Source organism: Flavobacterium sp. Leaf82, from assembly GCF_001422725.1.
In the GTDB taxonomy this organism is placed as follows: Bacteria; Bacteroidota; Bacteroidia; order Flavobacteriales; family Flavobacteriaceae; genus Flavobacterium.
Genome location: NZ_LMMA01000036.1, coordinates 170,736 through 190,910, shown reverse-complemented (window position 1 = coordinate 190,910; position 20,175 = coordinate 170,736). Strand labels below are relative to the sequence as shown.

The following is a 20,175-nucleotide window of genomic DNA, read 5'->3' as shown; positions in this document are numbered from 1 at the left end:
CCAAATTTACTGTTTTTGAAAATTATAAATAAAGTAAAAAAAGCTAAACTTCTGTTTATAATCCAAAATAAAGCACTTTTCAGGTTAATTCTTCAGTTCGTTATTTTCTTATGATACCCTTTAATTGTTGATAATAACTCATTTTTAGTTATTTATAATTATGGTAAGTGAAATTTTATTGGATTTTATTTGTTGATATGAGAAAAAGTTTTTAATATTGCTTCATAATGAAGCAATGAAATACCACAGACTTAATTCTAAAATTTCAAAGACAATTAAAATTTCCAAAAATGAAACATTCACTTATAAAATCAGCACGCTTTACTCTTTTGACGGCGTTAGTGCTTTCTAATTTATCCTGGAATAAAATCCCGAATGATGAAACAAATCCTCCGGTTCTAACGATTAAGGGATTTAAATTTTTAGATTTAAATAGAAACGGAAAATTAGATCCGTGGGAAGATACCCGACTTTCTGTTGATAAAAGAATTGACGAAATCATCAAACAAATGACCAATGCCGAAAAAGCCGAATTGCTTATTGGTACCGGAATGCCCGGAATCGAGGTTTTGACTGGTCCTGTTGGAGATTCTAAACAAGGTCTTGTTCCCGGAGCGGCGGGAGGAACTGCTGCTTTCGAACGATTTGGAATCCCTGCAACTGTTGTAGCTGATGGTCCTGCAGGTTTGCGAATTGAACCAAAGAGAGAAAATGACTCAAAAACTTATTATGCAACGGCGTTTCCGGTGGGAACAGCTTTGGCATCGACCTGGAATAAAGCACTTTTAGAAGAGGTTGGAAAAGCAATGGGAAATGAAGTAAAGGAATATGGTGTTGACGTTTTATTGGCGCCTGCTTTAAACATTCAAAGAAATCCGCTTAATGGAAGAAACTTCGAATACTACTCTGAAGATCCGTTGATTTCTGGAAAAACGGCAGCAGCAATTGTAAACGGAATCCAGTCGCAAGGCGTGGGAACTTCGATCAAACACTTTGCTGTAAATAACGAAGAAACAAACCGATTGACAATCAATGCGCACGTTTCTGAAAGAGCGATCAGAGAAATATATTTAAAAGGTTTTGAAATTACTGTAAAAGAGTCACAGCCGTGGACCGTAATGTCATCTTACAACAAACTAAATGGCGAATATACGTCTGACCGTAAAGATTTGCTGACGGAAGTTTTAAGAAACGAATGGGGTTTTAAAGGGATTGTAATGACGGACTGGTTTGGTGGTTTTCCGGGTTTTGAATCGATACAAAAAGGGTCAAGCTCAGATGTAGTGAAACAAATGATTGCAGGAAATGATCTTTTGATGCCTGGAATTCCGGTTCAGAAAAAAGCATTGTTAGAAGCATTAAACTCCGGTAAACTGCCTCAGGAAGTTGCAAATACAAACGCAAAAAGAATTTTAGAATATATTTTTCGTACGCCCACTTTTGCCAAATATAAATACAGCGATAAACCCAATCTGGCTAAAAATGCAGAAGTAACCAGAAATGCTGCTGCCGAAGGAATGGTTTTACTTAAAAATACGAATAATGCATTGCCATTTGCTGACAAGCAAAAAGAGGTTTCTTTGTTTGGAGTTACGTCTTATGCATGGATTACAGGCGGTACAGGAAGCGGAAGCGTGAATAATAAACATACCGTTTCGCTTTTAGAAGGACTGACGGCTGCAGGTTATAAATTAGACAAAGAATTGGTTGATTTGTATCAGCCACATGCCGAAAAGGAAGTTGCGGCTGAACAAGAGAGAAGAAAAGAAAAAGGAATTCTGGCTTTGCCGGAAAGACTTCCTGAAATGAAAATGGACGATGCGTTTCTGGCTAAAAAAGCGGCAAGTTCTGAGATTGCATTCGTGACTTTAGGAAGAAATTCAGGAGAAGGCGGGGACAGGGTAGTTAATGATAACTTTAATATGGCAAATGAAGAAATCGAAATGCTGGACAAGATTTCTAAAGCTTTTCATGCAAAAGGAAAAAAAGTAGTCGTTATTTTAAATATTGGCGGTGTAATCGAAACGGCATCGTGGAAAGATAAAGTAGATGCTGTTTTATTAGCATGGCAGCCAGGTCAGGAAGGCGGACATTCTGTTGCAGATGTGGTTTCCGGAAAAATAAATCCATCAGGAAAACTAACAATGACTTTCCCAATGAAATACGCAGATACACCATCGGCAAAGAACTTTCCGGGATTTCCTGTCGATAATCCAAAAGAAGTAACCTATGAAGAAGGCGTTTATGTAGGATACCGTTATTTTAATACCTTCAATGTAAAACCATCGTATGAATTTGGTTTTGGAAGTTCGTATACAACATTCGATTATACCGGTGTAAAATTAAGCTCACCAACTTTCAAAGATAAATTGACAGTTTCTGTTACGGTAAAAAATACCGGAAAAGTATCCGGAAAAGAAGTTGTAGAATTATATCTTTCGGCTCCCTCAAAATTAATTGATAAACCCAAAGAAGAATTAAAAGCTTTTGCGAAAACCAAAGAATTAAAACCGGGAGAAAGCCAGATGTTAGAACTGACTTTATCTCCAAAAGACCTGGCTTCGTTTTTAGAAAACAAAAGCGCCTGGATTGCTGAAGCCGGAACCTATAAAGTTTTGGTTGGAGCGTCGTCTTTAGATATCAAAAAATCAGCTGAATTTTCAGTAACCAATGAAATTACGGTCGAAAAAGTAAAGAAATCTTTCGAACTCGATTCGAAGTTTACAGAACTTAAACCCTAAGCATATTATTTAATATTTTGGTTAGTATTAGATAATTTTAAAGCCTTTGAAACAGTTGTTTTGAAGGCTTTTTTGTTGATTAGAATTCTAAACCAACGATTTCAAAATATCTAAAAATACCTTAACCGCTTTCTTTTCATAGACTTCTTTAATCGAAATTATCATTGCTGTTCTCGTCATATTTTTTCCTTCTATCGGGATACACGAAACTCCTTTTTCGCTTTTAATGGTGGTTTGGGTAAGAATCGTGTACCAATTCCCGCTTTTTACGAGTTCTAAGAGTGTTGGAATATCGTTGATTTCGATCGCCACTTTTGGATGCAATTTGCTTTTGGTAAAAGCATCACTAATAAATTGGGTCGTACTATACCCTTTTGCAGGAAACGCAAGGGATAATTTACTGATTTCTTTTAAGGATATGGATTTCTTGTTTTTTAAAGCAGATTCTGTTGCCGTTACCAAAGTCATTGGCGAGGTAAAAAGTGCCTGATATTTAAAATGATTTTCGGTAATAATTTCTTCAAAAGTAAGGATAACATCCAGTTCAAAATGATTTAGTTTTTCTATTAATTCCTTAGAAGTGCCAAACACAATTTCGAATTCGATTTTAGGATATTTTGTATTGAATTCAATTACAGTTTGCGTCAATATATCACGTAAAGCATAGGTTACGCCAATCGCAATTTTTCCGGTATTGAGATTGTTTAAATCCTTTAATAACTGAAACCCTTCATTTGCTTTGCTGATACTTTGCAAGGCAAAACTGGAGAATAAATCTCCGGCTTCGGTTAAGGTAATTCGTTTGCCAATTCTATTAAAAAGCGAAATTTGTAGCTCATCTTCAAGCTGTTTAATTTGTTGCGATAAAGTACTTTGGCTGATGTTTAAGCTATTTGCAGCTTCGGTAAAGTTGAGTAATTCTTTTGCTTTAAGAAAGTATTTTAGTTGTCTGAGTTCCATTTTGTAAATCGGTTTTATCGATTGATGCTATCGAAAAATAAGGTTTTACAAATATAGAAATTCTTTAGACCTTTGTAGAAAATAATGACAACAGTAAAATGAAAATAATACCATTACAAGAAGGGAATTACGTTGTAAACGGCGAAAAAGAATTTAAACTCATAAATGAATTTCCGCTTGATTCAGGATTAAAAATGGCGATTCAGCCTTTTTTGATCGTTACTCAAAACGATTATATACTACTAGATTTAGGTTTGGGATTTACTAAAAACGACAAACCATTTATTCATTATTTACTTGAAAGTCATAACATTCGGCCGGAACAAATTACAAAAGTCCTGATTTCGCATTTCCATAAAGATCATATCGAAGGAATTGGCTCTTTTGAAGGAGAAACTTTCGTTCAAAATTTTCCTGATGCAACTATTTACATGCAAAAAAGAGAACTTGATTTTGCATTAACCCAACAACATCCGTCTTATAATCTGGAGATTTTGAATGAAATAAAAAAGTTTCCAAATGTAGAATTCCTTGAAGAAGATCAGGGAGAAATAACAAACGAAATTTTCTATGAAGTTTCAGGAGGACATTCGCCATTTCATCAGGTTTTCTGGATTAAGGAAAATAACGAAATTACCTTTTACGGAGCCGATGACTTGCCACAAGAAGCATATTTAAAAATGCATGTTGCCTACAAAACAGATTATGATGGCAAACGTGCAATGGAATCGCGAAAAAAATGGGAACAGCAAGCAAAAGACGAACATTGGAAAGTGCTGTTGTACCACGATATGAAAAAACCTGTGTTGGAGTTTTAAGGAGGGAGAATAGTAAGAGTAAAGAAGCAAGAAGCAAGATTATAGAGGCAAGAGTATAGAATAAAGAATATAGAGGCAAGAATAAAGATTATAGACTTGATACATTTTGTAAAAGTCAGCTGTTTTCTGCGGATCGCTATGTGAATTGATGTAAAGTGAAATGCCTTTTTTAAGCAAACAAAAAGCGATGTTTCTATGTGTTTAAAAATTCTACTCAAATAAAATTATATGAAATTCAGAGGAAACGATTAGTTGAGTCTGAATTTTTTTTTCTTAGAAAATAACATAAATAAAACACTTCTTACTTTTTCTTCTAAGGACGATCGCAATATCGAAAAAGCTTTGGTAATCTGGGCTTCAACTGTTTTTATGGATACATCGAGATGTTCTGCAATTTCGATATTGGTTAAACCTTCTTTTTTACTTAATATAAAAACTTCTTTACATTTTGGCGGAAGGTTTTGGATTTCTCTGTTAACCACATTCAGCACACGCTGAAATGACTCTGAGTCATCTTCTTGAATAACAGAGTTTAAGGCGTCATAATACGATTTTTCGAGGGAGAATAAAGATTGGTTTTTTCGATATAAATCAATGAATTCGTTGTAGACTAATTTATACAGAAAACTTTTTATGGCGTGATCGGGTTTTAATCTCGTGCGCTGTTCCCAAACCTTAATAAAAACATTCTGCACGATATCCTCGGCACTATAAATATTTTTTACCAGACTATTGGCATACACACAAAGTTTATGATGATAGGTGTCGATAAGATACGTATATGCGCTTTCATCTCCTTTGCTGAGAGAATCAATTAGTGTCGCATTATCGGTATAATCATCAATATTCATAGAATCAAATATATAAATTAATAGTTTTTAGGACTAAAATACGCCCTGTATTTTGTGAAATTTAGCCTTTTTTTGATTTTCTATTTGAAAATTAGTACAAATAAAAACACGCAAAAACGCAAAGATAAAAACATTTACTATTTTATTTCTATCAAATTAGTATAGTTTATTGAGAGAAAAGACTTGTGAAAAATAAAAAAATCAGCAAAATGAAAAAAACTTTATCAAATTGTTAGGGTTTTGTTTTTTTGCTTCGTAATAATATTAAAAACAAGTAAAATGACAGTGAAAAAGTCAGAGCGATTAATTGTTAAGTTTATCACAAATCAGGCAAGTAGAGACGAAATCGAAACCTTGACGGAATGGCTTAAAGAAGAGGAGAATCAAATTGTGTTTCGGGATTTTGTAAAAACCAACTACGCAATTGATGCTGCAATGTACACTTTTGATTCAGCCGAGGTAAAAAAACAATTATCAGAAAGAATTGAGAAAGAGAATACCGTTTTTCAAAAAAGAAGATTTTCATCTTATTATAAATATGCGGCAATTTTGGTACTGGTTTTAGGCGGATTTTATTTCTATCAAAAATCGGATTTGTTTCATCATAAACAAAATGTTGTTGTGCCCAGAGAAGATGATATTGTTTTGCAATTAGACAATGAATCTGTTGAAACAATCGATACAGCCGAAGCCAGAAATATAACGGACAAATACGGAACAGTAATTGGCAAACAAGAGAAAAACAGATTGGTGTATTCAAATGCTTATTCAAGCGGAGAATTAGTCTACAATACTTTGAGAATTCCGTACGGTAAAAAATTTGAAGTCCAGTTATCAGATGGTACAATTGTACACTTAAATGCAGGAACTTCATTGCGATATCCCGTTCAGTTTGCTAAAAATAAAAACAGGCAGGTGTATTTAATTGGTGAAGCTTATTTTGAAGTTTCAAAAGATAAAACACATCCTTTTACCGTAAATACTCAGGATGTAAATGTCGAAGTATTGGGAACTAAGTTCAATGTGAACTCGTATACAGAAGATACAAGCACTGATATTGTTCTGGTCGAAGGAAAAGTTTCGCTTTATAAAGACAAAAAAACAACAGACAATCAGGTTTATTTAACTCCCGGATTAAAAGGATCGAGCACAAGAGGGCAGCAAAAAATCACTGCTGAACCTGTAAATACAGATTATTATACGGCTTGGGTAGAAGGTAGTCTCGTATTTAAGAATGCTTCGTTTGATGCGATTATCAAAAAACTAGAACGCCATTATAACGTAACGTTTATCAATAAAAATAAAGCACTTGGTAAAGAAATTTTCAACGCCCGTTTCGACAATGAACCGATCGAAGTGGTGCTGAAATATTTTAGCGATAGTTATGCGATTGATTATAAGATAAAGGAAGATGAGATAACGATTAAGTAGAGGAAAGAGATGAAAGAGGAAATAAGAAAGATGAAAGAAGCAAGATGAAAGAATAAAGAGAATAGAAAATAGAGATGTGAGTTTATAGTAAATAATCTAAATAGTCTAACAATCTAACAATCTAACAAGTCTAATAATCTAACAATAAAAAATCTAAAATTAAAAAAGCCTATGTAACAAAACGTCCGGAAAAAAAAGGATTGTGTTTTATATAAAAAAACCGGAAAATGCGCCAACATTTCCCGGTGAATAAATGCGATCAGTTAATTAACCAACCAACATTAAAAAAACATTTTAAAAGTATGAAAAAACTATTGAACAAAATCAGGTTCGACAAGCCTTTTTTGAAATTTGATTTGAAGATGAAATTGACTACATTATTTTTATTGACCACTTTGACAGTGATGCAGGCGGGAGTTTCGTACTCGCAAAAAGCAAAAATGTCACTTAATGCCAGCGACATGACCGTTGGTAAAGTTATTGAAAAGCTGGAGTATACCACAGATTATAGATTTGTTTACAATGTAAGATCCGTTGATTTAGACCGTAAAATAGACATCAGGCTCAGTGATGTTTCTATCGAAACGATTCTAAATACGATCTTTAAAAATACAGGTACAGATTATAAAGTTTCAGGATCCCACATTATTCTAACGGCTAAAAAAGCACCGGAAACGGTACAGCCTGTTCGTGAAAAACCAGAACAGGATTTTATCGTAAAAGGTAAAGTGACAGATGAAAAAGGGATTCCGTTAGTAGGAGCAGCAATTTCTGATAATGGTTCAGGAAGAGGTGTTCAGACAGATTTTAATGGCGAATATCAAATTATTGCCGTTAGCAGCGAAACGACATTGGCTTTTGCTTATCTGGGTTATATCAGACAAGAGATAAAAGTAGACGGCAAAAGTGTTATCAATGTTATATTAAAAGAAGAAACACTGCAATTGGGCGAAGTTGTCCTGACAACTGGATATCAAAATATCTCGGCACAAAAATCGACAGGATCATTCTCAAGTTTAAAAGCAAAAGATTTTCAGGAACAGCGTTTAAGCAGTTTAGACAAAATTCTGGAAGGACGTATTGTAGGATATCAGGGAGGTAAAATTCGTGGTACAACTTCTATGAATGGTTTAACGAATCCGTTGTATGTAGTTGACGGTTTCCCCATCGAGAACACAAAGTATGATGAAAATTTTCGTTTATCAGAAAGCTTACCCAACCTAAACTTAGAAGATATTGAAACCATTACAGTCCTTAAAGATGCCGCGGCGTCTTCTATTTACGGTGCACGTGCAGCAAATGGTGTTATCGTAATAACGACTAAAAAAGCAAAAGCAGGACGAACAAATATTTCATTTTCAAGTAATCTGACCGTGACTCCCTATAGAAATTACACCGGAAACCTTACTGATTCAGGTGATATTATTGGTCTGGAAAAAGGCTGGGCAGATGCAAATCCCAATTTAAAAGGAGCAAATGCAAATACTTATGCACAATCTCTATTAAACAATGCCGTATTTACAAGCCAGGGAATGCAAACTCTTTTAAATGGGTATGTAGGAAATATTTCCCAAACAGATATGAACAACCGTTTAAATCAACTGGGATCGCAAGGATACAGATATTATGATGATATTGCCAAATATGCAAAACGCGATCAATATTTTATTCAGCACAACGTAAGTTTAGGCAAAGCAACAGAATCGAATAGTTTTAATGCTTCCCTGACTTATAAAGGAAATAAATTCGAAAACCGTTATTCTGACAATCAATCTATTGGAATTAATTTAAAAAATTCAACTGATATTACTAGCTGGCTTTCATTAGATTTAGGTTCTTATATTAATTATAGTAAAAGCGATACACAAACTTACGATCCTTTTAGTATGCTCAAACCACAATTTAAATTTCAGATGTACAATCAGTTAGTAAATGATGACGGATCAAATTTTACTTCTACAGCAGCATCTCGATATAATAATTTTACGCTTCAATCCATGAAGACTTATGGTCTTTATAACATGGATATTACGCCAATGGATGAATTGGGACGTAACATAAATGAAACTAAAAACTTCCTGAACAGAACTTTTGCAAAATTTAATGTAAAATTCAGTCATTCGCTTACATATAATGCAATGTTTCAGTACGAATACGGTGTTGATCGCGGCAGTTTAATAAGAGAAAAAGAATCGTTTAATGTTAGATCTACAGTAAATGGTTTAGTAACTATTGCGAATAACAAAGCAGTTTATAATTTGCCTTATGGTGATATTTTAAAAGAAACAAATCAATTTACAAATGCTTATAACTTCCGTCAGCAATTAAATTTTGATCAGACTTTTAATAATGTACATGATGTAACCGCAATTGCAGGTCTGGAAATTCGTCACTCAAAAGTAGAATACGGAGATAACACACGTTACGGCTGGGACGAACAAACTTTATCATATACACCGGTAAATCAGGCTGATTTGCTAAAAGTATACGGAACAGTTTTTGGAGGCAGCATGGGAGTAAATAATTTTGCAGCAGATCGCGAATTGGTAAACCGATACGTTTCTTTTTACGGAACAGGAGGTTATACATATGACAAAAGATATTCATTAACCGGAAGTTTGCGCTGGGACCGTTCGAACCTTTGGGGGACAGACAATAAATACCAAAATAAACCAACGTGGTCTACAGGAGCAGCGTGGAATATTGATAAAGAATCGTTTTTTAAAGTTGATTGGATAAATTCTCTTAAACTACGTGGATCATATGGTATTGGTGGAAACGTTGCCAAAGATTCTGCACCATATTTAACAGCCAGTTATTATGCCAATACAAATGTGGGTGGAAATCAGGGATATGTTAATTCAAGACCAAATCCTGAATTATCATGGGAAAAAACTACTACAACCAATATAGGTTTAGATTTTGCATTTTTTAATAACAGATTAGGCGGAACTTTTGATGTTTACAATAAAAAAGGACAAGATTTGTTAGCAAGCAGTAATGGAGTTCCTACAGAAGGATTTGGTTATTCGACTTATAGAATAAATAACGGCGAAATGACCAATAAAGGGATCGAAGCAAGTTTAAGAGGAACAATTGTAAAAGCAGGTTCATTCTCGTGGGATGCTTCTGTTCTATATGCCTATAACAAAAACAAAGTCGATTATGTAAAAGTCGAAGCTCCCGTATATTACCTGCAATTAGATTATCCGTCTGCTTATCCTAGAATAGGCAACGATTACAACACAATTTACGGTTATAAATGGGCAGGATTAAACGAGAAAGGATTACCTCAGGTTTATAATGCAAAAGGCGAAAAAGTGATTTATAATCCGGCTGATTTAAATGCAATTCAGGATTATGGTTCAACTGTACCAACTCATAGCGGATCATTTCATACTGCGGTGAACTATAAAAATTTCTCGCTTTCGGCATTATTTATCTATGAATTAGGACATAAAATAAGAAATACATTTTTGCCAATGTTAGAGAATAATTATTCCAGCGCATTAGGAAGTTATGTAACAGATATTACCACTGTAAATAAAAATATCGTAAACCGTTGGCAACAGCCCGGCGACGAAGCATTTACTAATGTACCTCGTGCGGTATACGAATACGAAGCAGATTTTATTTCAGATTCCCGCGATATCTATCGTTACGCAGATATCAATATTCTTGATGCATCGAATATCAGATTAAGCAATGTTTCATTAGCCTATCAATTGCCAAAAGACGCGATAAAAAGAGTGAACTTACAAGATGTGCGCTTTAATCTTAACGCAGAAAATGTTTTTACGCTAGCAAAAAGCAGAGATGCTAAATATCTTTTAAATGGTTTTCAATCCCCAAGTTTAGTTTTTGGTGTAAACATTAACTTCTAATTTAAAAAGACTATACTATGAAAAATATATATATAAATATACTATACATTTTAGCATTAGGATTGGTTGTAGCATCTTGTGATAATTATTTGAATGATGCACCAAAAGGATCTAAAATACCAACAACACTAGCTGATTATGAAGCTTTTATTCGTGACGAATACACCAACCAAAGTGTAGATGCAGCACAAGCGTTAAACCTCATGAACGATAAATTTATCGATGTAGCCACTCTCGCTGCTGAGCGTTTGACAAAAGCTAATTATATGTGGGATGAAACCGCTGATCGTATCGAATTAAAACAATCAGACGAAAGATTGTATTACGGACAATATGCAGGAATTTCTACTTTTAATTTGATTATTTCGAATGCCTTAACCACAACAGAAGCAACGGAAGCTGAAAAAAGAGTGGTTTGGGCAGAAGCAAAAATTTTACGCGCCATGTCATACTATAATCTGGTAAATTTTTATGCAGATACTTACGAGGCATCAACAGCATCGACAAAATTATCAGTGCCTTTAATTACAAGTGCAGATATTAATGCGCCAAGCAAACAAGTAACTATTCAGGAACTGTATGATTTTATCCTGACAGATGTAAAAGAAGCATTGCCTTATTTACCAAAAGTTTCGCAAACCGCTTTGCATCCTAATCTAGGAGCAGGTTATGCGTTTTATTCCCGCGTTTATTTGCAAATGAGTAATTATACCGAAGCTTTAAAATATGCAAATCTGGCTCTTGCCGAAAACAATAAACTATACGACTGGAACGCCTATTATACCACTAATAAAACCATAATCGATTTGCCTAATTCTTATACCAATACACCATCACCAATGGGATATGATTATGTTGAGAATTATACGTATCGTCATGGCGCTACCACTTATTTATCTACAGAATTTAGTATTCCTGTAGACCGTGCGCAGCGTTTTGAAGCCGGAGATGTCCGCTTTAAATCACGTTGGAAAATCAGGACCGTTGGTGTAGAAACCTATTACAGAAGAACCTTGTCAGGCATGTTTAATTATGGCGGAATTACAACTGTAGAAATTTATTTGATCAAAGCAGAATGTCTGGCACGAGCAGGACAAATAAGCGATGCATTAACAGTACTTAATACAGTTCGCAAAACCCGTATACTTCCGGTTTTGTATCAGGATATTGTAACTACAGATAAAACGGCTGCATTAAACGCTATTTTTAAAACCAAGAATAACGAACTTATTTTAACCCTTATTCCTTTTGCAGATGCGCGTCGTTTAAATGCAGAAGGAATTTATAAAGTGAGTTTCTCAAAAGTAGATGCAGGAACAACCTATACTTTATCGTCAACCTCTCATTTATGGACAATGCCATTTCCTCAGGGCGCGACTAAAAACCCTGGTAACGGAACAATTACCCAAAATGTAGACAAATAAAAATCTTAAAAGCTTCCTGATTAAGAACCCTGAAAAGGAAGCTTTTTCTAAAACTGCAATCAAAATATGAATACAATTAAATATAAAATATTCGGATTATGTCTGGGGCTTTCCATGATTTCATACAGCAATCAGGCACAGACAAAAAAGGCAGCTCCACAATCATATATTCTTGAAGGAAGTATAAAAGGATTAAGTGACGGAACCACAATTGAGTTGATTCCCGGAGCAACACATTCATCGGAAAACGCGGTTGCAGAAACTACAAGTAAAGACGGCAAATTTAGCTTTACAGGAAAATTAAAAGAACCACGTTTATTTTATCTTTCCTTTGGAAAAAACAAAGGATATATTCCCGTTCTGATTGAAAATTCTAAAATAAAAGTAACAGCAGAAGCCGAAACTTCAAAAGAGAATGAAAGAATCAATTTTAAAAATGAAGTAGTTACAGGATCAAAATCAAATGATTATTTCAAAAAAGAAACGGCTTTCAGGGAAGATTTAAACAATGACTACGCAGCATATCACAAAGGAACCGAAGCCATTTCTAATTTATATGGAAAAGCCAGAACAGCAGGAAATAAAAAGCTAATGGATTCTATTGGAAACTCACCAGAATGGAAAAAATTTGAAGCAGATGAAAAAGCCTTTTTTGCCAAAGTACAATCCAGTTCTGAAAATTTAATAGCAAAGCACAAAGCTACCTGGTGGGGACCATTTTTTATGCTGACACAATACAGTTATTTTACACCTGACCAAAAGCCAGTTTTTGAACAATTTTCTGAAACAGCCAAGAAAAGTTATTACGGACAATTGGTAGAAAAGGAAGTAAATCCTAAATCGTTGGTAGGGACAAATCTTTCCAATTTTGCCTTAAATGACAAAGACGGAAAAGCATTGAATGTAAAAGATATCACAGCAGGAAAAAAATACATTCTAATAGACTTTTGGGCATCGTGGTGCGGTCCGTGTCGAAAAGAAATTCCGAATTTAAAAACAGCCTATGCCGCTTATTCGGATAAAGGGTTTGAAATTTTAAGCATCTCAATCGACAAAGATCAAAAAGCTTGGCTTAAAGCGCTGGGGCAGGAAAACATGCAATGGCACAATCTTTTAGACGATAACAAAGTAAGCAATGCTTTTAATGTAAAAACAATTCCCGCCACTTATTTAGTAGATAGTAAAGGCATAATTATAAGCGATAACTTAAGAGGCGCTGCATTAGAAGAAAAATTAAAAGAACTTTTGAAATCGTAGTTTATAGTTCTTAGTATTCAGTCGCAGTCGCAATTCAGTCGCAGTTGCAGTATTCAGTGCCGTTAATCAGTCGAATACTGATATTAAAAACTGCGACTGCGACTGAATACTAAAAACTGCGACTATAAAAAAAAACACATCGTAACAACAAAAAAATAACAACATGAAAAGTACAATCTTAAAATCAGGTTTAGCCGCATTAGCGTTCATAACCACAATTACTTCCTGCACTAAAAAGGAAGGTTACACCATTAACGGTACAATTGCCGGATTAGATAAAGGAACTGTTTATCTGGAAAACACAGATGAAAAAGGAAACAAACAAATTGTAGATTCTACCCAAATAAAAGCAGGCGCTTTTATATTTGAAGGAAAAGTAAATGAGCCTTTATTGTACACCATAAAATTGAAAGGACAAGAATACGGTGCTTTTCTTTTATTAGATAATGAAAATATTAAAGTTGAAGCCAAAAAAGATTCCATTTTTAAAGCGAAAATTACCGGAGCCACACAAAACGATATCTACCAGTCATATTATAAAAATGAATTCAAAAAAATACAAGCAATTGCCGGACCTATTTACAAATTATCGGATTCCTTACAGCAAAACGGAAAAGTAAAATTAACACCGGAACAACAAATCATGATGGATAAAAAATGGAAAGATCTTCAGGTTTTCGCCGATGATTTGACAGATAAATATATCCTGAAAAACAAAGATAAAATTGGTTCAGCATTAGTAATCAGCGACCGTATAGTATCTTACGGAACACCGGAACAAGTAAAAAAATACTACGCAGTTTTAACACCGGAAATTCAGAAATCAGTTTACGGCAAACAATTAAAAGCAACAATTGACCTAAACGACAAAACTGCTCCGGGAGCTGTTGCGCCACAATTTTCTCAAACAGATGTAAACGGAAAAATCGTAAAATTATCAGACTACAAAGGCAAATATGTTTTGGTAGATTTCTGGGCTAGCTGGTGCGGACCATGTCGCAAAGAAAATCCAAACGTAGTTTTAGCCTATAAAACGTATCACGATAAAGGATTTAATGTTTTGGGAGTTTCACTGGATGATAAAAAGAAACTTTGGGAAAAAGCAATCGAAAAAGACGGATTAACCTGGACACATGTTTCAGACTTAAAAGGTTGGCAAAATGAAGTAGCAACTTTATACGGTGTAAAATTAGTACCAACCAATTACTTAATTGGACCAGACGGAAAAATCATTGCTAAAAACCTGAGAGAAGCAGAACTTCAGTCTAAATTGAAAGAAATTTTTAGTAAATCTTAAAGAAGTTTTTAGTCACAGTTTTTAGTCGCAGTCTTCAGTCTCAGTCTTCAGTCGCAGTCTCAGTCTCAGTCACAGTCAAAGTCACAGTCTCAGTCTCAGTGAAAACTGCTAACTGCAAACTGCGACTGCAAACTGCGACTGCAAACTGAAGACTGCGACTGAAAACTGAAAACTGAACACTATAAAAAAATATCATAAAAAATGAAAAAATATATCTTTCTGGGCTATTGCTCATTAGCTTTCTGTATGCTTGTTTCGGCGCAGAATAAATCCGTTAACTTTAAGAAGGTAAAAGAGTTAGGCGGAATAGAAGAGTATTTGTATCAGCCAAACGGCATGAATGTTTTGCTTTTGCAGGACAATGCTTCACCCGTTGTAACTGTGCAAATTGTATATCGTGTAGGTTCTAAAAATGAAGTTTTAGGAAACACCGGATCAACCCATCTTTTAGAACATTTAATGTTTAAAGGAACGCCAACTTTCAATAAGAAAAACGGAAAAACAATTACAGATGTCCTTCAAAACACCGGAGCGCAACTAAACGCTACAACCTGGTACGATCGTACGAATTATTTTGAAACTTTGCCAAGCGATAAAATTGCATTGGCGCTCCAGATTGAAGCGGACAGAATGCGAAATTCTTTATTACTAAAAGAAGATAAAGAAGCCGAAATGACCGTAGTCCGTAACGAATTCGAACGAGGCGAAAACGATCCAAATAGTTTGTTAGACAAAGAAATATGGGCTTCGGCATATATTGCGCATCCGTATCATCATTCTACAATAGGCTGGAAATCTGATATAGAGAAAGCACCAATCGAAGTATTGCGTAATTTTTACAACACCTATTATTGGCCGGATAATGCGACATTAACCATAATTGGAGATTTTAAAAAAGAGAATGTATTCGAATTAATCGAGCAGTATTTTGGTAAAATTACAAAAGCGCCAAACGCAATGCCACAACCTTATACAGAAGAACCACAACAATACGGACCACGTAAAATTGTAGTAAAAAAACCGGGGGAATTGGGCGTGGTAAACAAAGCTTATAAAATTCCGGGTGCTTTACACGAAGATTTGCCCGCTTTGAATATTCTAGGGGAAATCATTGGTTCCGGACCTTCGGCTATTTTGAGCAAAACTTTCGTAGATACCCGCATGGGAATTTACGCTTATGCAAATGCTACAAATTTTAAAGAAGTGGGACTTTTCACGATTGGAGTTGGATTTCCTACAACCTCGAAACACGAAGATATCGATGCAAAAATAAGTGAAGTTATTGCTAAAATTCAGAAAGATGGCGTTACCCAGGATGAGGTAAATCGTGTAGTAGCAAAAATTAGTGCACAAACTATTTTGGCGCGCGACGGTTCAGGAGTAATTGCATCTGAGTTAAACGAAGCCATTGCAGCCGGCGACTGGACAGATTATATTACCGGAGTTCACCGATTGAAAAAAGTAACTCCCGCAGATGTTCTTCGAGTTGCGCAGAAATATCTGGTTGAAGATCAAAGTACAACCGGATATTTTATTCCGAAACAAAATGGTGCGCAAAATAAAGATTCGGCTCAAGCCAATAATTTTATGCCAGAAAACGGACCGTTTTATTACAGAGATCCAAAACACGGACACGATCACAAAGAAATTTCAAAAAATATTTCATCAGAAGAAATAAAAAACGCTACAGAAATTGCAGCAGAAAATAGAATCGAAAAAACAGCATCAGCTTATAAAAGAGAAAAAGTAGCAGGAATTGATGTCGTTTCGGTAAAAACTTCGGCTAAAGATTTTGTTACCGTTTCAGCCAGTATTTCATTAGGAAACTATGCAAACGAAACAAAAAATACGATGATTCCGTCCTTAACAGCCTCTATGTTATCAAAAGGAACAACGCTAAACGACAAGTTTAAATTCTCTGAAAAACTGCAAAAATTAGGAGTAAACATAAATGTAAATGCTTCTGTTTTTAAAGTAAATATTGGATTTAAATGCCTCAAAAAAGATCTCGATCCGGTTATTGTTTTATTGGCAGAAGAATTAAGAAATCCGCTGTTTGATGCCAAAGAATTTGAAAGCCTGAAACAACAATTTACAGGCAACACACAACAAAGTTTAAACGATCCGGACGAGAGGGGAAGTATTGCATTATCGCAGGCAATTTATCCAAAAGCAAATCCAAATTATAGTTTAAGCGTAGAAGATAATATTGCAAATATCAAGAATGCAACCCTTGATGAGGTGAAAGCCTTTCATAAAAAATATTTTGGGCCAGCGTCGATGCATCTTGTAATTGTGGGAGATACAGAAGGAGCAAATTTAAATGTTGCCCTAAAAAAAGCATTCAAAAACTGGAATGGCGGAGTTGTAGAAAACATGAAATTTGAAGAAGCTGTAAAATCACCTTCTAAAACAGAGATCATTACAATTGCCGAAAAACCAAGTGCCGAATTATTCATAGGTCAATATACAGGTTTAAAAAGAGCCGATGCTGATTACATTCCGTTTTACATCGCCAATTATACTTTAGGAGCAGGTTTTGCCGGACGTTTAATGCAAACCGTTCGTGATAACGACGGATTAACTTATAGTATTTCATCAGGAATGGGAGGAAACATTAATACTGGCGGTTACTGGATGGTAAATGCTTCATTTAATCCAACATTATTTCAAAAAGGACTAGACGCAACAATGGTTCAGGTTGATAAATGGGTGAAAAACGGAATTACCACAGAAGAACTGGAAAACAAGAAAACCAATTTAATAGGAAGCTTTAAAGTAGGAATGTCTACGACAAACGGAATGGCAAGAACAATTTTGAGTTTTATAGAACGAGGTTTAGAACCAGATTACATCGAACAATATCCTAAAGATATCGAAAAAGCAACCTTGGATCAAGTCAATAATGCAATCAAAAAATACATTCAGTTAGATAAAATGATTGTCATTAAATCCGGTTCATTGGATAAAGAAGGTAAACCTTTGCAATAAGAGAAGATAAAGGTTTCCTGAGATTATGCGCATTTTTTTTGTCATTTCGAGGAACGAGAAATCTTCGCAAGTAGCTCCATAATTTAGGAAATACTTTGCGTTAGTTTCTTACGAAGATTTCTCGTTCCTCGAAATGACAATGATTGCGAATATTCACTTGATAGGTAAACTCTAAAAAAGCCCAAAACCTTGACAAAGTTACCGCAATCCAAACCTGAAACCTGAAACCTGAAACCTGAAACCTGAAACCTGAAACCTGAAACCTGAAACCTGAAACCTGAAACAAAAATTTTTAATAGTAGTCTTTCATTTTTTCACATTAGAAACTGAATTAGTAAGCAATTTTCTAAGAAAGACCCTAAAAGAGCTGTTTGCCAACAGCTCTTTTTTTTCAAAAATCAAACCCAAAAACCAAATGAAAAATACCATAATAACCTTTATGCTGCTTTTGAGCTGCAGCATATTTGGGCAAATATACAATCCGGTAAAATGGACAACAACTGTAGAAAAAACAGCAGACAAAGAATATATTCTAAAAGCCCAGGCAGTAATTCAATCCGGCTGGCATTTATACGGACAATATATGGAAGAAGGCGGACCTTCGCCAACCGCTTTTACATTTAAAAACACCCGGAAAAAATTCGAATTAATAGGAAAAACTACAGAAGACAAAGGACATGAAACCGTCGATAAAATCTTTGATATGAAAATCAAGTATTTTGAAGACAAAGCTGTTTTTACACAGAAGATAAAATTTACATCAGATGAGATTTCAAACATCGCTGCCGAAGTACAATTTATGGTTTGTGATGACAGCAATTGTTTACCGCCATCATCTGAAGAATTATCATTTAAAATCCCGAATGCCAAAAAGTTGGCTTCTGCCGACGAAACTGTTGTTGTTGCTAAAGGAGATTCTGTACAAACAGCAGAAAATACAGTTGCTAAAACCCAGGAAAAAGCAATTGTAAATCACACTAAAAAAAATGAATCAAGAGGATTAATAAGCATTTTTATAATCGCCTTTTTGTCCGGTTTTGCCGCTTTGCTAACACCTTGCGTTTTCCCGATGATCCCAATGACCGTAAGTTATTTTACCAAGCAAAGCAAAACCAAAGCAGCCGGAATCAGAAACGCTTTGATCTACGCATTTTCGATCGTGATTATCTACGTTTTATTAGGTTCGATTGTAACCGCTGTTTTTGGTGCAGATTCCCTGAATGCACTTTCTACAAATGTTTGGTTCAACCTGATATTCTTTGTTTTATTAGTAGTTTTTGCCTGTTCTTTTTTAGGAGCTTTCGAAATTATGCTCCCCAATTCACTTGCCAATAAAGTAGATTCGCAAGCAGACAGAGGAGGATTAATAGGGATTTTCTTTATGGCGCTGGCGTTGGCAATCGTATCTTTTTCTTGTACCGGTCCAATCGTAGGAACTTTATTGGTCGAAGCTGCTTCAAAAGGCGGGATTGCACCAATCGTGGGAATGTTAGGATTTTCGATCGCAATCGCATTACCATTTTCATTATTTGCAGCTTTTCCGGGTTGGCTCAATGCATTGCCAAAATCCGGCGGATGGCTGAATACTGTAAAAGTAGTTTTAGGCTTTCTGGAATTGGCTTTGGCTTTTAAATTTTTATCTAATGCTGATCTGGTTTTGCAATTACATTGGCTGGAAAGAGAAGTATTCTTAACCATCTGGATTGCTGTTTTTGGAGTTCTCGCGCTTTACTTATTCGGAAAAATTACGTTGCCGCACGATTCACCATTAAATCATATTTCAGTAGGAAGATTAACTTTCGGATTACTTGTTTTGAGTTTCACGATTTATCTGATTCCGGGACTTTTTGGCGCACCGTTAAAGTTAATCAGCGGTTTTCCGCCACCAATGCATTACAGCGAATCGCCGGATGGTTTTGGATCTTCTAAAAATTCAGGCGAAACAAAAACAACTTTGCCGGAAGGAGCAGAGTTTGGTCCGCAAAATATCATCACTTTTCATGATTATCAAAAAGGAATGGAATTTGCCAGGAAAGCAGGAAAGCCTGTTCTTTTGGATTTTACAGGTTATGCCTGTGTAAATTGCAGAAAAATGGAAGAACTGGTTTGGTCAGATTCTAAGGTTCTGAGCGTTCTGAAAAACGACATAGTTTTGATTTCATTATATGTTGATGATAAAAAAGAATTGCCGGAAAACGAACAATACATTTCTGAAACTACCGGTAAAAAAATAAAAACAATTGGTAATAAATGGAGCGATTTACAAATTAAAACCTATAAGGCAAACGCTCAGCCATTTTATGTAATTGTAGATCATAACAGCGCCAGTTTAACAGAACCTTCGGCATATAATCCTGATATCGAAAACTATTACAATTGGTTGAATACAGGAATCAGAAATTTCAAAAAATAAGCTTTTATTGCAACGTTGTAATTCGAGACTAATTTTCTAATCCAAATTATAAATCAAAAGGGTTGAATCACATATTTTGATTCAACCCTTTTTTATTTTATAAAGAGC

12 protein-coding genes are annotated in these 20,175 nt (G+C 35.1%); 9 read left to right on the top strand and 3 right to left on the bottom strand.

Annotated features, from left to right (window positions below; genetic code table 11):
* Window positions 1–290: 290 nt before the first annotated feature.
* On the top strand, window positions 291–2,741 hold the full coding sequence (locus ASF10_RS22680; protein WP_056254673.1) for a glycoside hydrolase family 3 N-terminal domain-containing protein: 2,451 nt from the start codon (window positions 291–293) through the stop codon (window positions 2,739–2,741).
* A gap of 87 nt (window positions 2,742–2,828) precedes the next feature.
* Here the strand turns inward: ASF10_RS22680 and ASF10_RS22675 are convergent, their stop codons facing one another.
* Window positions 2,829–3,701 (bottom strand): LysR substrate-binding domain-containing protein, encoded by an 873-nt coding sequence (locus ASF10_RS22675; RefSeq protein ID WP_056254670.1) that lies wholly within the window; start codon window positions 3,699–3,701, stop codon window positions 2,829–2,831.
* Between the two features lie 98 nt (window positions 3,702–3,799).
* Between ASF10_RS22675 and ASF10_RS22670 the strand changes: the two genes are divergently transcribed.
* Window positions 3,800–4,519 (top strand): MBL fold metallo-hydrolase, encoded by a 720-nt coding sequence (locus ASF10_RS22670; protein ID WP_056254667.1) that lies wholly within the window; start codon window positions 3,800–3,802, stop codon window positions 4,517–4,519.
* A 248-nt stretch (window positions 4,520–4,767) separates the two neighbouring features.
* Here the strand turns inward: ASF10_RS22670 and ASF10_RS22665 are convergent, their stop codons facing one another.
* A complete protein-coding gene (locus ASF10_RS22665; RefSeq protein ID WP_056254664.1) occupies window positions 4,768–5,370 on the bottom strand; it encodes an RNA polymerase sigma factor in 603 nt (200 codons plus the stop codon).
* 279 nt (window positions 5,371–5,649) lie between these two features.
* Between ASF10_RS22665 and ASF10_RS22660 the strand changes: the two genes are divergently transcribed.
* The 6 genes from ASF10_RS22660 (at window position 5,650) to ASF10_RS22635 (ending at window position 17,654) form a co-directional block, all read left to right on the top strand.
* Complete coding sequence (locus ASF10_RS22660; RefSeq protein WP_056254662.1) at window positions 5,650–6,801, top strand: FecR family protein; 1,152 nt, start codon at window positions 5,650–5,652, stop codon at window positions 6,799–6,801.
* A 302-nt stretch (window positions 6,802–7,103) separates the two neighbouring features.
* On the top strand, window positions 7,104–10,685 hold the full coding sequence (locus tag ASF10_RS22655; protein WP_056254867.1) for a SusC/RagA family TonB-linked outer membrane protein: 3,582 nt from the start codon (window positions 7,104–7,106) through the stop codon (window positions 10,683–10,685).
* Window positions 10,686–10,702: 17 nt separating this feature from the next.
* Window positions 10,703–12,109, top strand: coding sequence for a RagB/SusD family nutrient uptake outer membrane protein (locus ASF10_RS22650; protein ID WP_056254659.1), 1,407 nt, complete (start codon window positions 10,703–10,705; stop codon window positions 12,107–12,109).
* A gap of 66 nt (window positions 12,110–12,175) precedes the next feature.
* Window positions 12,176–13,366, top strand: coding sequence for a TlpA disulfide reductase family protein (locus ASF10_RS22645; protein ID WP_056254656.1), 1,191 nt, complete (start codon window positions 12,176–12,178; stop codon window positions 13,364–13,366).
* 163 nt (window positions 13,367–13,529) lie between these two features.
* Entirely contained in the window at window positions 13,530–14,663 is a 1,134-nt protein-coding gene (locus ASF10_RS22640) for a TlpA disulfide reductase family protein (protein ID WP_056254652.1), read from the top strand.
* 201 nt (window positions 14,664–14,864) lie between these two features.
* Window positions 14,865–17,654 (top strand): M16 family metallopeptidase, encoded by a 2,790-nt coding sequence (locus tag ASF10_RS22635; protein ID WP_056254650.1) that lies wholly within the window; start codon window positions 14,865–14,867, stop codon window positions 17,652–17,654.
* 100 nt (window positions 17,655–17,754) lie between these two features.
* Here ASF10_RS22635 and ASF10_RS24190 read toward each other — a convergent pair whose 3' ends face one another.
* Window positions 17,755–17,940, bottom strand: coding sequence for a hypothetical protein (locus ASF10_RS24190; protein ID WP_131726573.1), 186 nt, complete (start codon window positions 17,938–17,940; stop codon window positions 17,755–17,757).
* A 129-nt stretch (window positions 17,941–18,069) separates the two neighbouring features.
* On the opposite strand from ASF10_RS24190, the gene ASF10_RS22630 reads away from it, so the two are divergent.
* Window positions 18,070–20,067 carry a protein-disulfide reductase DsbD family protein gene (locus ASF10_RS22630; protein WP_056254645.1) on the top strand — a complete coding sequence of 666 codons (1,998 nt, stop codon included), beginning with the start codon at window positions 18,070–18,072 and terminating at the stop codon, window positions 20,065–20,067.
* The last annotated feature ends 108 nt before the right edge of the window (window positions 20,068–20,175 follow it).

Excerpts from the sequence above, each read along its gene's own strand:
- ASF10_RS22645 (WP_056254656.1), top strand. The coding sequence starts at position 12,176 with ATGAATACAATTAAATATAAAATATTCGGATTATGTCTGGGGCTTTCC.
- ASF10_RS22680 (WP_056254673.1), top strand. The coding sequence starts at position 291 with ATGAAACATTCACTTATAAAATCAGCACGCTTTACTCTTTTGACGGCG.
- ASF10_RS22630 (WP_056254645.1), top strand. The coding sequence starts at position 18,070 with ATGAAAAATACCATAATAACCTTTATGCTGCTTTTGAGCTGCAGCATA.
- ASF10_RS22670 (WP_056254667.1), top strand. The coding sequence starts at position 3,800 with ATGAAAATAATACCATTACAAGAAGGGAATTACGTTGTAAACGGCGAA.
- ASF10_RS22665 (WP_056254664.1), bottom strand. The coding sequence starts at position 5,370 with ATGAATATTGATGATTATACCGATAATGCGACACTAATTGATTCTCTC.
- ASF10_RS22655 (WP_056254867.1), top strand. The coding sequence starts at position 7,104 with ATGAAAAAACTATTGAACAAAATCAGGTTCGACAAGCCTTTTTTGAAA.
- ASF10_RS22640 (WP_056254652.1), top strand. The coding sequence starts at position 13,530 with ATGAAAAGTACAATCTTAAAATCAGGTTTAGCCGCATTAGCGTTCATA.
- ASF10_RS22650 (WP_056254659.1), top strand. The coding sequence starts at position 10,703 with ATGAAAAATATATATATAAATATACTATACATTTTAGCATTAGGATTG.
- ASF10_RS22660 (WP_056254662.1), top strand. The coding sequence starts at position 5,650 with ATGACAGTGAAAAAGTCAGAGCGATTAATTGTTAAGTTTATCACAAAT.
- ASF10_RS22635 (WP_056254650.1), top strand. The coding sequence starts at position 14,865 with ATGAAAAAATATATCTTTCTGGGCTATTGCTCATTAGCTTTCTGTATG.
- ASF10_RS22675 (WP_056254670.1), bottom strand. The coding sequence starts at position 3,701 with ATGGAACTCAGACAACTAAAATACTTTCTTAAAGCAAAAGAATTACTC.